Source organism: Blautia sp. ZXY-1-B12 (assembly GCF_056339915.1).
The window spans coordinates 1-14,899 of the sequence record NZ_JBWJVP010000241.1; the positions used below are offsets into that span (position 1 = coordinate 1).

Consider the following 14,899-nt stretch of genomic DNA (forward strand, 5'->3'; position numbering starts at 1 on the left):
AGTACTGATGGAAGTTCTGATTCCTCTGGAGATGGCGAAGATTATCGACGTAGGTATTGCAAACGGAGATATGAGCTATATCATCCAGCGTGGAGTCATCCTTGTTGCAATGGCAATGCTTTCCCTGTTCTTCGGCGTACAGGCCGGAAATATGGCGGCAGTTGCAGCAGCAGGATATGCGAAGAATTTACGACACGATATTTTTTATAAGGTGCAGGATTTTTCCTTTAAAAATATCGACCACTTTTCAACATCAGGTCTGGTCACACGACTGACCACTGATATCACAAATGTACAGCAGGCATACATGATGAGTATCCGCCTTCTTGCCAGGGCACCGTTTATGATCATCCTGTCATGGATTATGACACTGACGATCAACAAACCGATCGCAGTGCTTTTCCTGATAGTTGTTCCTGTCCTTGGCGGTACACTGATCTTTATTGCGAAAAAGGCACATCCGCATTTCATCAAGGTCTTTGATGAATATGACAACCTGAACAATTCCGTTCAGGAGAATGTAAATGCCTCACGTGTAGTTAAGGCTTTCGTAAGAGAGGACTATGAGATTGAGAAATTCCATGGAATTTCCAGATATGTTTATAATCTGTTTACTAAAGCAGAGAAAATCGTTGCATGGAACTCACCGGTTATGATGTTTGTCATGTATACTGTAATCATTATCATTGTTGCAATTGGCGGAAGAGGTATTGTTCTCGGTGGCATGGAAACCGGTGAGCTGACAAGTATCATTGTCTACGCACTTCAGATTCTCATGTCCCTGAACATGGTAACTTTCGTGTTTGTTATGATCATGATAGCAGAAGCATCCACAGACCGTATTGTAGAGGTTCTGGATGAAGTTCCTGAGATGCAGGATAAAGCTGATGCAGTAAAGAATGTGGCAGATGGTTCCATTGACTTTAATCATGTAGATTTCAGCTATGCAGGAGAGGGAGGAAATCTTTCCCTGAAGGATGTAAATCTTCATATTAAATCCGGTCAGACAGTAGGTATCATCGGCGGAACCGGAAGTGCAAAGTCTACCCTGGTGCAGCTGATCCCCAGACTCTATGATGTCACAAAGGGTAATGTCCAGGTGGGAGGCGTGGATGTACGCAACTACAATCTGGAAGTACTTCGTGACCAGGTTTCCATGGTACTTCAAAAAAATGTGCTGTTCTCAGGAAGCATCTATGACAATATTCGCTGGGGTGATGAACATGCCAGTGAGGAAGAAGTTCGGAGGGTTTGTAAGCTGGCCCAGGCAGATGGATTCGTCAGTGAGTTCCCGGATGGCTACGATACAATGATCGTTCAGGGCGGTAACAACGTATCCGGCGGTCAGAAGCAGCGTCTGTGTATTGCAAGGGCTCTTCTCAAGAAACCGAAGATCCTGATCCTGGATGACTCTACCAGTGCAGTAGATACAAGAACAGATGCCCTGATACGTAAGGCTTTCCGCGAGGAGATCCCGAACACAACAAAGATTATTATCGCACAGCGAGTTTCTTCTATTGAAGATGCAGATCAGATCATCGTACTGGATGACGGTAAGATCGCAGGTGTGGGTACTTCAGAAGAACTGCTGAAGACAAATGATATTTACAGAGAAGTATATGAATCACAGGTCAAAGGAGGCGGAGACGATGAATAAGAAGAAAAAATTAGATCAGAACACCATCCAAACTGCCAAAAGACTTCTGAAATATATGACAGGAACCCATAAGATACAGTTTATCATCGTATTTATCTGCATCTTTATCAGTTCCGCAGCAAGTATTGCAGTATCCCTGTCCCTGAAATTTCTGCTGGATGACTTTATCATCCCGCTGATCGGACAGACAGATCCGAACTTTGCAGAACTCTATAAGGCACTTGCAGTCCTTGGCTGTATTTTTGCACTTGGTGTGATTGCCACATTTATTTATACCCGAATGATGGTTTATATCGGTCAGGGTGTGCTTAAAAGTGTCCGTGATGATATGTTCGAGCATATGCAGACTCTTCCAATCCGCTATTTCGACCAGAATACAAACGGATCTGTCATGAGCCTCTATACCAACGATACAGATACCCTGCGTCAGATGATCAGTCAGGCGATCCCACAGGCACTGATGGCACTGTTTACGATCGTGGTTACCTTTATTTCCATGTTACTGTTAAGTCCGCTGCTTACAATTCTGGCAGTTGTGATTATTTTTATTATGCTGAAGGTTACCAGTAAGATTGGTTCCAACAGTGGCAAATATTTCATCCGTCAGCAGGTATCTCTGGCAGATGTGACCGGTTTCGTGGAAGAACGAATGAATGGTCAGCGTGTGGTAAAAGTTTTCAACCACGAAGATAAATCAAAAGAAGAATTCGACAAACTCAACGAAGCACTCTTCGAGAGTTCTGCAAACGCTAATAAATACGGAAACATGATGGGACCTGTGATCGGTAACATCGGTAACCTGCAGTTCGTACTGACAGCAGTACTTGGGGGACTTCTTTCTGTAACAGGTGTGGGCGGCATCACCCTCGGTGTTATGGCTTCCTATTTACAGTTCACCAAGAGCTTTACCCAGCCATTCATGCAGGTGGCACAGCAGTTCAACGCCATCGTTATGGCACTTGCAGGTGCAGAACGTATCTTCAGGCTCATTGACGAGAAGCCGGAAGAGGATGAAGGTTACGTAGAACTTGTTAATGCAAGAAAGGATGCCAACGGCAATATCACAGAATGCAAAGAGAGAACAGGCATGTGGGCATGGAAACATCCACATTCTGCAGATGGTTCCGTTACTTATACAGAACTGACAGGAGATGTCCGATTCGAAGATGTTACATTCGGATATAACCCGGACAAAGTTATTCTGAAAGACATCAGCCTCTTCGCCAAGCCGGGACAGAAACTTGCTTTCGTAGGTTCCACAGGTGCAGGAAAGACAACGATCACAAATCTGATCAACCGTTTCTATGATATTCAGGAAGGTAAAATCCGTTACGATGGAATCAACATTACCAAGATTAAGAAGGATGACCTGAGACGTTCTCTGGGAATCGTACTTCAGGATACTCACCTGTTTACAGGAACTATTAAAGAAAACATCCGCTACGGTAAACTGGATGCTACAGATGAGGAAGTATACGAGGCAGCAAGACTGGCTCATGCAGACCAGTTTATCAAAATGCTTCCAAAAGGATATGATACCATGTTAAGCGGAGACGGTGAGGAACTGTCCCAGGGACAGCGCCAGCTTCTCTCCATTGCAAGAGCAGCAGTAGCCAATCCGCCTGTACTGATCCTGGATGAAGCAACCTCAAGTATTGATACCCGTACAGAGAGTATTGTACAAAAAGGTATGGATAACCTGATGAAAGGCCGTACTGTATTTGTGATCGCCCATCGACTTTCAACCATCAGAAACAGCGATGCCATCATCGTACTGGATCATGGAAAGATCATTGAAAGAGGCGACCATGAAGACCTCATTAAGTTAAAAGGAACTTATTATCAGCTTTATACTGGTAAGCTGGAATTGTCATAAGGAACTATCAGAAAGACTGCAATTATTTCAGAACATGAATAATTGTGGTCTTTCTTTGCGGGCGTTGCGTTTTCTGCGTTATAATGCTATGATCGTACAGGTATGTGGATCACAGATGATGAAGTTCCGGTTTACGGATAAAAAAGAAAAATTATGCAGCAGCAAGGGAGAGATATACGATGGTAAAGATAGATCTGATCACTGGTTTTCTTGGTTCAGGGAAGACGACGTTTATCAGGAAGTATGCGCAGTATCTGATGGATGCTGGTAATAATATTGGAATTCTGGAGAATGATTACGGGGCTGTGAATGTGGATATGATGTTGCTTCAGGATCTGATGGGAGAGAACTGTGAGCTGGAGATGATCTCAGGAGGGTGTGATAAGGACTGCCACAGGAGGAGATTTAAGACGAAACTGATTGCTATGGGTATGTGCGGTTATGACCGTGTGATCGTGGAGCCGTCTGGGATTTTTGATGTGGATGAGTTCTTTGATATTCTTCATGAGGAGCCGTTAAATCGTTGGTATCAGATTGGGAATGTGATTGCAATTGTGGATTCTAAGCTGGAGCGTGATCTGTCAGAGGAGGCGGATTTCATTCTGGCTTCTGAGGTGGCAGATGCCGGATGCATTGTGATGAGCAAGAGCCAGGACGCATCACCCGAGGAAATCCAGGGTACGATTGAGCATGTGAATCAGGCGTTGGAGAAGGTTCATTGCAGCAGGAGATTTCATTGTGAAATGAATGGTGTGGATACTGCTAATGTTATCCACAAGAATTGGGATGAGATGTCGAAAGAGGACTTTGACCGGATTGCATCCTGTGGATATGTGATGGCAAGCTACAGGAAACCGGAGTTTGAGGCAGAGGGTGCCTTTACTTCTCTGTACTTTATGAATGTGAAGATGACTGAGAAGGAGCTGTGGGAAGCAGCTGAGAAGATTCTGTCTGATCCTGAATGTGGGCGTGTGTTCCGAATGAAGGGATTTATGAGAGTAGACAGTGACAGCGAAGACGGTTCTGGACTATCTGCATGGGCAGAGTGCGATAGACGGCAGTGGATTGAATTAAATGCTACGAAGAATGAAATTACAATCCGACCGCTTCATGTAGGACAGGAGGTCCTGATCGTGATTGGAGAAGAACTGCATGAGGAGAAAATTAAATCCTATCTGAAAATCTGAGATTTGAACGCAGGTCGCGAAGCGGATTGCGAATGTCTGCTTTACTTTATAAAAAAGGGCACTTGAAAAATCAGGTGCCCCATTGTATAATCTACTTAGAAGATGACCGGAAGCGTGTTCCGGTTGCCCTCGGTATAATTAATGAGTAAAGAAATTAAGCATCCAACTTTGGGCGGTGGGATGCTTATTTCTTTTTATGTTGATCTATGTAAGTCAATGCCGTAAAAATTACTAACAATAAAGTAAGGACTTCCATTGTGTTCATCGGGCATCACCCTCCTTTCGTGAAACTGGAGGGCAGGGGTCGAAACTTTGCATCCGGGTCTGTTCAATTATACTTGTTCAGTATAACGTGAAAAATAGAAGATATCAAGTACTTTACGTTCTATATTATTAAAAACAAAACAGGGTATGAAGTTCATCGTAATCTGATGAAACTTCATACCCTGTTCATTTATTTTTATGGAGTTTTGTAACCGTAAGGATTATTTGGTAAACAGATCAACCAGATCCTGGCCGTCTTCGTAGCCCTGGCTCTTCAGCTCATTTACGAACCATTCGTCTACGCCGTCTACAGCTTCTTTAAAGGAATCGATATCCATATCTGCTTTCTCTGTGAAGGTTACGCCGTTTTTGGATTCCCAGCGTTCTTTGATCTCATTGTCGCTGGAACGGTTGATGTAACGTTCATACTCAACTGCCTTCTGGCCACATTCGTCAACAACTGCCTGCTGTTCTGGTGTGAGGCCGTCATAGATATCCTGATTGATGCAGAAGAACAGACAGTCATAAATTGCATCCCACATGGAGCAGTAAGGCTGAACCTCCTGAACGCTTGCTGCGTCGATAGCAGGAAGTGGATTTTCCTCACCTTCAACCGTGTTCTGCTGAAGTGCTGTGTAAGTCTCTGACCAGTTCATGTTGGTGGCATCAGCACCCCATCTCTTGTAGCATTCCATCAGAAGGTTGGAACCTGCTACACGAACCTTCAGGTTCTTCATATCATCTACAGATTTGATTTCATGTTTGCTATTTGTGATCTCGCGGAAACCGTTTTCTGCGATACCCATGCAGTGGAGTCCGTATTCGCCAAGGATTTCTTTCAGTTTTTCACCAGCTTCGCCATCGAATTTCGCATCTGCATCGTCGTAAGAATCATAGACGAATGGAAGAGAAACAACGTTGAAACGTGGATCAAATGCAGAGTAGATCAGGTTGGAGTGCATGGAAATCTGAACCGGGTCACCATTCATCAGAGCCTGAATACCTTCGGACTGGTTGCCGTTTGTAAGCTGGTCAGCTGCATAAATATTGACTTTAACCTTTCCGCCTGTAGCTTTTTCCATCAGTTCACCGAACTTACGTCCGCCGTCAGCCCAGGTACTTGTCTCAGTAGTGGAGCAAGCGAAGTTCCAGGTTGTTTCCGGCCAGTCCAGATCACTGTAATCTTCCACTGTATTGAAGGAATCCTTTGTGAAAAGGTCAACCAGATCCTGGGCATCGTCATAGCCCTGGCTCTTCAGTTCGTTTACAAACCAGTCATCGATACCGTCAACTGCTTTTTTGAAGGAGTCGATGTCCATGTCTTCTTTCTCTGTGATTGTTACACCGTTCTGGCTTGCCCAGCGTTCTTTGATCTCGTCATCTCCGGAACGGTTGATGTAACGCTCATATTCAACTGCTTTCTGTCCTGCCTCGTCAACAACTTCCTGCTGTTGTGGTGTGAGACTGTTGTAGATGTTTTCGTTGATACAGAAGAACAGGCAGTCATAAATTGCATCCCACATAGAGCAGTAAGGCTGAACCTCCTGAACACTTGCAGCGTCGATAGCAGGAAGCGGATTCTCCTGACCTTCTACTGTGTTCTGCTGAAGTGCTGTGTAAGTTTCTGACCAGTTCATGTTTGTGGCATCAGCGCCCCATCTCTTGTAGCATTCCATCAGAAGGTTGGAGCCTGCTACACGAACCTTCAGGTTCTTCATATCGTCTACAGATTTAATCTCATGTTTGCTGTTTGTGATTTCGCGGAAACCGTTCTCTGCAATACCCATGCAGTGGAGTCCGTACTCACTGAGGAGTTCTTTCAGCTTTGCGCCTGCTTCGCCATCGAATTTCGCATCTGCATCCTCATAGGAATCATAGACAAACGGAAGAGAAACAACGTTGAAACGTGGGTCAAATGCAGAGTAGATCAGGTTGGAGTGCATGGAGATCTGAACCGGGTCCCCATTCATCAGAGCCTGGATACCTTCGGACTGGTTACCGTTTGTAAGCTGGTCAGCAGCGTAAATGTTGACTTTGACTTTGCCGCCTGTAGCTTTTTCCATCAGTTCACCGAACTTACGTCCGCCATCAGCCCAGGTACTTGTCTCAGTAGTGGAGCATGCGAAGTTCCAGGTCATTTCCGGCCAGTCAAGGTCGCTGTAATCTGCAATTGTGTCAAAGGAGTTATTGCCGTCTCCTGCGTCCTTGGAAGCTGTGTCAGAGGAAGCGGAGGACTGATCACCTGTGTAGGAGCCTTCTTTTGCAAGAGCTTTCGGAAGGAAAGTGGAGGTGATCGGGATGTATGTAACGATCAGAAGAACTGCAACGCAGGCTGCGATCATTGGCACAACTGCCCTTGAGATCTCCTGCAGAGTAACTTCCAGACCTTTTTTGATCTTGATGCTGATTGCTACGAAAAGGTTTACACCTACAGGAGGAGTTACCTGTCCGATTGCAAGGTTTACAGTTGCCATAACACCGAATGCTACTATATCGTATCCAAGAGCCTTACATACAGGAAGCATGATCGGGATGAAGATGTACATAGCGGAGTTTGCATCGATGAAGCATCCTGCGATCAGGAAGATGATATTTACGATCAGCAGGAAGGTAAACTGATTGTGTGCGATGCTTCCAAGTAAATTGGAGGCTGCATCTGCAATACCGAATTTGGTACATACAAAGGAGAACAGAGAGGCACTTGCTACGATGAGCATAATACCGCCGGTTGTCTTTGCTGAGTCTACCAGAATGTCAAACATATCGCGGATGGAAACTTCGCGGTAGATGACCATACCTACGAAGAGACCGTATACAACGGATACGGCTGCTGCTTCTGTTGGTGTGAAGATACCGCCGTAGATACCGCCCAGAATGATGACCGGCATCAGGAATCCCCAGAAAGCATCTTTAAAAGCGTCCCAGCGTTCTTTGCCTGAGGCTTTTTCTCTGGATGGTTTGATGTTGTGTTTCTTTGCTTCCAGCATTACTACGATTACCAGTGCCACGCCCATAAGAAGACCTGGTACGATACCTGCCATGAACATATCTGCGATGGATGTGCCTGTGATGGAGGCATATACAACGAAGGCGATACTTGGCGGGATGACAATGGCGATGGAGCTTGAGGTTGCCATCAGTGCTGTGGAGAATGGTGCGGAGAAACCGCCCTGTTCTACCATTGCAGGGATCAGTACGGCGCCAAGAGCTGCAACAGTTGCAGGGCCGGAACCGGAGATGGCGCCGAAGAAGCAGGCTACGATAACACATACGATGGCGATACCGCCTTTTTTGTGTCCTACACAGGTATCAACGAATTTGATCAGTCGCTTGGAGATACCGGCTTTTGCCATGATGTTTCCTGACAGTACGAAGAATGGGATTGCCAGGAGCAGGAATTTACTGATTCCTGAGTACATATTTGTTGCTACGATCGTCAGAGATGTACCGGAGTAGAGGATTGCGCATACGGAGGAAAGTCCGAGGCAGATTCCGATGGGTACACCCAGGATCAGGAATATGAAGAAGGAGATAAATAAGATTGCACTGATCATTTATTTGGCCTCCTTTTTGTCTGTTGTGATTGTGTTCATGTTACTTTTTGTGCTGTTGTCGGTATTTTTGGCACTGTCGGTTTTGCAGCAGAAGTCCAGACAGAATTCAATGAAGTGAAGGATCATGCATCCTGCACCGATGGGTACGAAGGACCAGAAGATCCATTCAGGCCAGTTTAATACGAAGGTTCTTTTTCCATTCTGAAGCTGAGTGATTACCTTGTCCATTCCGTATTTGAAAAGGATGACGCTGAAGATGATGCTCAGGACTGTGATCAGGATCACGGATGGTTTTTTCAGTTTCTTTGGAAGGCGGTCTGTGACCAGTGTCAGGCTGACCAGTTCTCCTTCGCGGCAGGCCAGTGCGGCTGCCAGCAGGGTGATGAGTACGAATACCGCTACTACAAGTTCTTCTGTGAAGGACCAGGAACGGTGGATGACTTTACGGGAAAATACGTTTCCCACAGTCAGCACCAGGATCAGCAGTGTGGAGATCACAAGGACGATCTTTTCTACTGCAGCCAGTGCGTTCATGATTTTTTTGTAGATTTTCATGCTCTCTACTCCTCTCAAAAAATTTGCTGCTGTTTTTCGGAATTTGGAGCAGATTCAAGGCAGATGGAATGTAATGGTTATAATATGTAATTAGTTACATTTTTCATCTGTGGTGAATTCTGTTGTCTGCGAAAAACAGAAGTAGTGTTTCGGTTTCAGATCGACAGCCTGGAAAAGAAAGTATGTCTCGTGTGTCAGGGCTTTTTTATGTTATAGGAATATTATGGAGTAATTTCCTATAACATAAAAAAAGTCCGCCCCACGCAGGGACGGACATATGATATTCCGTAACCACCCTGTTTCACCTTTGAAACAAGTACGATTCTGCAACGTACCGATATACGCGGCTCCTGTAACGGGGGGCGGCCGGGGAAGCTTACTGTGAATACGGCAATATCTGTGATGGCTGTATTCAAGGGTTCGGCTTTCCTTCTCGGGGATGATATTCGAAACAGGTCTGTCACTGCATTTCACCGGACTGCAGTTCTCTGAGGACAGGGGGACTGTTTTTACTGGTTCCCTTCGTTGAATTTATGCGTTATAGGTTTAGCTGTTTAAAAAGCTAAAGCAATTTTAACGCTGTTTGTTTTGAAAGTCAAGAGGTTTTTGTAAGTAATTGGGGGAAGTTTGTTGGTGTGGGGCGTACACAGCGCAAGAGGGGACGCGCGAAGCAGCATCTCTCTGCAGGTTCAGTTCCGGGGGATAAGTAACTCTAAGGTGGGGGAAATCCGCTAAAAGCATGAAGAAAAATGCAAAACTCGCTCCGTCGCAGACTCCGCTCAGACAGGTTGCTATTTTTCTTCATAACGCGGATTTCCCCCACCTAAGAGTTACTTAGCCCCCTCCAAATTCACCTGCGGAGAGATGCTGCTTCGCGCTGATTATTGGATGTGCTAGAAGAATGAGTTTGTTGGAAGAAATTGGGTGGAGCCAATTTCTTCTTGGGGTGGTTGCGGAAGGGTAGGGGATGATATATACTTATGACATGAGTACATACAGTGATTATAAAATTAGGAAGGGGAGGTCATAATTTAGATGGTGTTGTTTCATGGAAGTAGAGAAATCGTTAGATTTCCTGAGGTGAGAAGAGCGGTTTTTAATAAAGATTTTTATTTCGGTTTTTATTGTACTGTTTATAAGGAACAGGCAGAACGGTGGGCGACCAGATATGGGAAAAAGGGATATGTGAATAGTTATGATTATATTCCGAATCCTGCATTGAAGTATTTGAAGTTTGAAAAAATGACGGATGAATGGCTTGATTTTATTGCAGCATGCAGAACGGGAAAATCGCATACTTATGATATTGTAGAGGGACCTATGGTTGAAGATACAATCTTCAATTATGTACAGGCTTTTGTGGATGGGAAAATAACAAGGGCTGCATTCTGGGAGCTTGCAAAGTTTAATCATCCAACGCATCAGATTAGTTGTCATACAATTTCTGCATTAGATACATTAACATTTATGGGAAGTGAGGAAGTTTATGGGAACAAGAAATAACAGCAATTTATTTTATACGTGTAGTTTGATTGAATATGTAGGGCGTATTCGGAAACAGAAACGTTGTATGGTTCTGGATTTGATGGGGAGAGAAACACTGGAGCGGATTTATGACTATGCGGATGTTTTTCATTGTGAACCAATTGAGAAGGTTGCATCAGAATTTGTAGAAGAATGTCAGATTTCAGAGGGTGAGTTTGATAATGTTGGAGAGTGCAGGTATCGTGTTCCGGATTATTGGACGATCGGTGAAGTTTATGAACGGGTGATTGAAGATTGTTATCAGGATCAGGAGATTATGAAAGGGGTATGGGAAGTATATCATTCCTGGATAGATGAAAGTATATCGGACTATAATACGGATTTTTATTATCAGTCACGTGATTATATTGCAGAATGTTATAAAGCTGGAGAGATACTGGAATAAATGATGGTATAAACAAGTAAGTTTTCTGTTTTAACTGTAAAAAACAATAAGCAGAGAACTTACTTGTTTTGTTTATATGTTATTTTGCTTAAATACACTTTCAAAATACAAAGCATCGTCAAGGGTAGTTTTCCACGGATATTTTTTGAGGTCGGTTTTCCATCCCTTGTCTGTGCGGATGACAGTTACTCCTTCACTTTCGAGAAGGATTTTTTGCTGGTCGTAGGTTTCGAAAGAGGTGGCGCCGCTTAGAATGCCGGAGGCGTTCAGGATTCGGTGGGCGGGGATGTTTGGGCCGAGTTTGCCGGTGCGGAGGGCGTAGCCTACCTGACGGGAGTTTTTGGGTTTCTGGCAGAGGAGGGCAATCTGACCGTAGGTGACGACGGTGCCGTAAGGGATGTTTTGGCAGACGATGGAGGCGCGTTTGTAGAAGTCCATGAATATAAAAATCCTTTCGTTTGAAGTGAGTTTTTGCTTGTAAAATTAGATGAAAATATAAGAAGAATATATCATGGATTTTAAGAAAACACAAAATGATTTTTTGTCTTAATGTTTGACGAAAATTGCGCAGAAAAAATGTTGCTGATAATTATCTTTATGAGTATAATATAATAGAAATTTGAAATTTCAAAAATTAGTGAATCTTTTTCATAAAGAGAGAACTAAAAAGCTGGTGAGTCTCCACCATAAAGGGAGAACTTAAAAAAGCGGTGAGTCTCCACCACAAAGGGAGAACCTAAAAAAGCTGGTGAGTCTCCACCATAAAGAGAGAATCTGAAAAGTCAGAGGGCGAGGAATCGCCCTCTCTTTGTTGAAGAGAAGAAAGAAGATGATGTAATGTTTTCTGATTATGGATCAGCTATGAATACATTATTTCACGGAGTGCTGATGCTTGCAACTTGCGCGGGATGTTACCTGCTGTGGTGGGGTGTGGCTTTTTATCCGGAGAGGCATGCTCCGTTGTGGTTGTCGGGGATTTTGCTGGTTGCGACGGCGGTTTGTGGGATTATGGCGGTGAACTGGATGTCGCAGGGGATTTTTCAGACGGAAGGGATTCGGAAGGGAGTTTCTGGTGGATGGATTATGGCTGGCGGTGTAATCTGTTACGTTGTTTTGCTGGTGATCAGTAATCTTGTTTTTCATCGTATGGTCACAACGGAACTGTTTTTGATTGTTGGATGGGCTGTGTTGAATCTGGTTACGGTTAATACGCTGTATGCCAGCGGGCTATTTTCTGCCGGAATTTCTGTGGTGTTTTGTGTTTTGACGTTGGCAGTGGTTGTTGGAAGTTTGTATTGTTATATGATTTACTATAATCTGGAAAAATGGAAAGGTTATATAGATGGTTTTCTGCCGTTAGTGATGGTGGGAATTGCGATGTTGGTTATGGCTGGAGTTATGTTTTATAAAAAATAAAAATGGAATAACTCAATCACAATTTGTCGAAAATTGCGATGAAAAAATGTTGATGGTAATGATTTTTATGAGTATAATATAAATGAAAGAATAAAGAAATTTGAACTTTTAAAAGCTGGTGAGTCTCCACCACAAAGAGAGAACTAAAAAAAGCGGTGAGTCTCCACCATAAAGGGAGAACCTAAAAAAGCTGGTGAGTTTCCACCATAAAGGGAGAACCTGAAAAGTCAGAGGGCGAGAAATCACCCTCTCTTTATTATTATATGGACTTATTCCGCAAATCCTTGCTGTTCCATTTCATGTTCTATTTTACCTTCATTTTCCTGACTTGCTGATACGAACAGGTGACGGAATACGAATCTGCAGAATGGTCCGACAACCAGGATCTGCAGTGGGTAGGCTATGATGAAGTTCAGGCAGATGGTCTGGAGCCAGATGAAGATGAGATTTGAAGTGATTCCTGAAGATTCGATGGTTCCAAGCAGGCTCATCAGCGGTACCATTGTGCAGACGGTGAAGGTCTGGATGCAGAGGATGATGAAGATCGGGCGGTCAGTTGGTTTGGCTACGCGGAACGCGAAATATTTGGATGTTTTGCTGGCGATGAAGAATGCGCAGAGGAATCCGATGAACCATTCCAGCGGAAAAGAATGCAGTGCGTGACTGAATGTAGCCGCCTGAAGTCCACCGGTGTGGATAGCGACGTTATAAACGCCCATGATAAAGATTATACAGCCGGATGTGATAAGGGTGAAAATAAATTCCTGAAATTTTGTTTTTGGCATAGTTAAGCCCTCCTCATAAAATAATAAAAAACTCCATATAAACGCAAAAATGCCGCCTACCCGTCTGACAATGGATAAGCGACATTTTTTGTCGTATTTATTCTATCAGTTATTGGGATTCTATGTCATGGGAATTTTGCACAAAATATAATCGTGAAATAATAGCTTTAGAGTCTTTTTGACAAAGGGATAGGAACGTTTATTCATGGATGAGGATAAAATAAAGTATAAATAGAAGTTACAAATTCACTTGACAACCGAATAATTTTTTGCGTATATTGTAAAAAAATGAGATATTAAGTGACTGAGAAGTCTGATTATGGTTACTGGTTATTGCGTTCTCAGTAACGGATTATGAAAAGCAGTCTGACATAACGAGCGACAAAAAGTCACAAGGATCAGCAGAAAGGGGCAAAAACTATGGATTTAAAGAACTACTCAACAGGGGTACAGCACATTGGAATTCCGACAAATGACATTGGTAAAACAGTAGAATTTTATCACAAATTAGGTTTTGAAACAGCATTTGAGACAGTAAATGAGGAAGCAAACGAGAAGGTTGTTTTCCTGAAACTGGGAACTCTGGTAGTGGAGACTTATGAGAACCATGCAGCGAAAATGGAGCATGGCGCGATCGATCATGTTGCACTTGACGTAAAAGATATTGAAGAGATTTTCCAGTATATCAATGAAGCTGGTTTAAATTCTACACAAGATACCATTCATTTCCTGCCATTCTGGGAAAATGGAGTGAAGTTCTTTACAATTGAAGGACCAAATAAGGAGAAGGTGGAATTTAGTCAGTATCTGTAAATAAAAAGGAAATAATCATTAAGGGTCGATACATTGACGGAAACAGTGTATCGGCTTTTTGAGTAATGTTGGATTAATAAGTGGGGGTGGTGCGAATGCGTAAAAAATATCATGAGCTGTCTTTGGCGAAAAAATTTTCTCTTACAAGTATTGGCTTCTTTTTTCTCACAATCCTTGTATTAACTGTATTGATTCAGTTTTTATACGAAAAATCAGTATTAAATATCACCAGCGAAAGCTATAAGGAAAAGTTTGAGATAGTGTCTGATAACAGTCAGAGTATATTAGAGAATTCGGGAAAGATAGCTAAGGTAATATTAACAGATGAAGCAATACAAAACTGGTTTTTACAGGATTCTGAGGAATCAGCAGATCAGTTAAAATATAAAATACAGGTAGAGAAACGTCTGGATTATTTGGATGCATTGTATCCAGATAAACAGTATAGCAGTATTTCTGTTTTTGACTCATATGGACATATGGTAAATTCTAACAGTATTCGATCTGAGGCATCAAAATACGAACAGTTTTTTAACATAATAAAAGAGAATTATAACGTAAAATGGTTGGATTTATATGAAGTATCCCTGGGAGATTATGAGAAAAATGGAATTGGTTATATCAGATATTATAGAGATTACGATTCGGGACTTATTAAAGGATATGTTCTTATAGAATATCAGTCGCCACTTCTGATAAATAATTTTGCACATATCAGATATGGGGAGACAGGCAGTTATCTGATTGCTGATACAGATGGAAACAAAAAAATAGAAAATGATCAGGATGTATCAGGAAATATTTCGGAAGAAGAGTATTTTCAATGGGCTGAAGATAATAAAAAAGGAGGAAAAGTATTCAG

Annotated in this window: 12 protein-coding genes; 8 read left to right on the top strand and 4 right to left on the bottom strand. The window is 42.9% G+C overall.

What is annotated here, in order from left to right; genetic code table 11:
• From AC075L_RS17130 to AC075L_RS17140, 3 genes are all read left to right on the top strand, one after another.
• Window positions 1-1,657 (top strand): ABC transporter ATP-binding protein (locus AC075L_RS17130; protein ID WP_476387932.1); only part of this gene is annotated, 1,657 nt, incomplete at its 5' end.
• Complete coding sequence (locus tag AC075L_RS17135; RefSeq protein ID WP_008705260.1) at window positions 1,650-3,533, top strand: ABC transporter ATP-binding protein; 1,884 nt, start codon at window positions 1,650-1,652, stop codon at window positions 3,531-3,533. The genes AC075L_RS17130 and AC075L_RS17135, both read left to right, overlap by 8 nt.
• A gap of 179 nt (window positions 3,534-3,712) precedes the next feature.
• Complete coding sequence (locus tag AC075L_RS17140) at window positions 3,713-4,720, top strand: GTP-binding protein (protein WP_476387933.1); 1,008 nt, start codon at window positions 3,713-3,715, stop codon at window positions 4,718-4,720.
• Between the two features lie 485 nt (window positions 4,721-5,205).
• Here the strand turns inward: AC075L_RS17140 and AC075L_RS17145 are convergent, their stop codons facing one another.
• Together AC075L_RS17145 and AC075L_RS17150 are read right to left on the bottom strand one after the other, a co-directional pair.
• A complete protein-coding gene (locus tag AC075L_RS17145; protein ID WP_465078761.1) occupies window positions 5,206-8,538 on the bottom strand; it encodes a TRAP transporter large permease subunit in 3,333 nt (1,110 codons plus the stop codon).
• The gene (locus tag AC075L_RS17150) at window positions 8,539-9,093 is read right to left on the bottom strand and encodes a TRAP transporter small permease (RefSeq protein WP_008705255.1); all 555 of its coding nucleotides are present in this window, start codon (window positions 9,091-9,093) and stop codon (window positions 8,539-8,541) included.
• A 1,035-nt stretch (window positions 9,094-10,128) separates the two neighbouring features.
• Between AC075L_RS17150 and AC075L_RS17155 the strand changes: the two genes are divergently transcribed.
• Together AC075L_RS17155 and AC075L_RS17160 are read left to right on the top strand one after the other, a co-directional pair.
• Window positions 10,129-10,596, top strand: a complete 468-nt coding sequence (locus AC075L_RS17155; RefSeq protein ID WP_019163165.1) for a DUF3990 domain-containing protein — start codon at window positions 10,129-10,131, stop codon at window positions 10,594-10,596.
• Window positions 10,580-11,023 (top strand): hypothetical protein, encoded by a 444-nt coding sequence (locus tag AC075L_RS17160; protein WP_019163164.1) that lies wholly within the window; start codon window positions 10,580-10,582, stop codon window positions 11,021-11,023. Before AC075L_RS17155 ends, AC075L_RS17160 begins: the two co-directional genes overlap by 17 nt.
• A 72-nt stretch (window positions 11,024-11,095) precedes the next feature.
• Here AC075L_RS17160 and AC075L_RS17165 read toward each other — a convergent pair whose 3' ends face one another.
• Window positions 11,096-11,461, bottom strand: coding sequence for an MGMT family protein (locus AC075L_RS17165; protein ID WP_370865650.1), 366 nt, complete (start codon window positions 11,459-11,461; stop codon window positions 11,096-11,098).
• Between the two features lie 399 nt (window positions 11,462-11,860).
• Here AC075L_RS17165 and AC075L_RS17170 point away from each other — a divergent pair, with 399 nt between their 5' ends.
• Window positions 11,861-12,439 carry a hypothetical protein gene (locus AC075L_RS17170; RefSeq protein WP_118609837.1) on the top strand — a complete coding sequence of 193 codons (579 nt, stop codon included), beginning with the start codon at window positions 11,861-11,863 and terminating at the stop codon, window positions 12,437-12,439.
• Window positions 12,440-12,708: 269 nt separating this feature from the next.
• Here the strand turns inward: AC075L_RS17170 and AC075L_RS17175 are convergent, their stop codons facing one another.
• A complete protein-coding gene (locus tag AC075L_RS17175) occupies window positions 12,709-13,224 on the bottom strand; it encodes a DUF2798 domain-containing protein (protein ID WP_025580908.1) in 516 nt (171 codons plus the stop codon).
• A 420-nt stretch (window positions 13,225-13,644) separates the two neighbouring features.
• On the opposite strand from AC075L_RS17175, the gene AC075L_RS17180 reads away from it, so the two are divergent.
• On the top strand, window positions 13,645-14,037 hold the full coding sequence (locus AC075L_RS17180) for a VOC family protein (RefSeq protein ID WP_019163158.1): 393 nt from the start codon (window positions 13,645-13,647) through the stop codon (window positions 14,035-14,037).
• Window positions 14,038-14,132: 95 nt separating this feature from the next.
• Window positions 14,133-14,899 (top strand): hypothetical protein (locus tag AC075L_RS17185; RefSeq protein ID WP_476387934.1); only part of this gene is annotated, 767 nt, incomplete at its 3' end.

What these genes read in the sequence shown, in the direction of transcription:
- AC075L_RS17145 (WP_465078761.1), bottom strand. Translation starts at nt 8,538, where the DNA reads ATGATCAGTGCAATCTTATTTATCTCCTTCTTCATATTCCTGATCCTG.
- AC075L_RS17140 (WP_476387933.1), top strand. Translation starts at nt 3,713, where the DNA reads ATGGTAAAGATAGATCTGATCACTGGTTTTCTTGGTTCAGGGAAGACG.
- AC075L_RS17165 (WP_370865650.1), bottom strand. Translation starts at nt 11,461, where the DNA reads ATGGACTTCTACAAACGCGCCTCCATCGTCTGCCAAAACATCCCTTAC.
- AC075L_RS17175 (WP_025580908.1), bottom strand. Translation starts at nt 13,224, where the DNA reads ATGCCAAAAACAAAATTTCAGGAATTTATTTTCACCCTTATCACATCC.
- AC075L_RS17135 (WP_008705260.1), top strand. Translation starts at nt 1,650, where the DNA reads ATGAATAAGAAGAAAAAATTAGATCAGAACACCATCCAAACTGCCAAA.
- AC075L_RS17155 (WP_019163165.1), top strand. Translation starts at nt 10,129, where the DNA reads ATGGTGTTGTTTCATGGAAGTAGAGAAATCGTTAGATTTCCTGAGGTG.
- AC075L_RS17170 (WP_118609837.1), top strand. Translation starts at nt 11,861, where the DNA reads ATGTTTTCTGATTATGGATCAGCTATGAATACATTATTTCACGGAGTG.
- AC075L_RS17150 (WP_008705255.1), bottom strand. Translation starts at nt 9,093, where the DNA reads ATGAAAATCTACAAAAAAATCATGAACGCACTGGCTGCAGTAGAAAAG.
- AC075L_RS17160 (WP_019163164.1), top strand. Translation starts at nt 10,580, where the DNA reads ATGGGAACAAGAAATAACAGCAATTTATTTTATACGTGTAGTTTGATT.
- AC075L_RS17180 (WP_019163158.1), top strand. Translation starts at nt 13,645, where the DNA reads ATGGATTTAAAGAACTACTCAACAGGGGTACAGCACATTGGAATTCCG.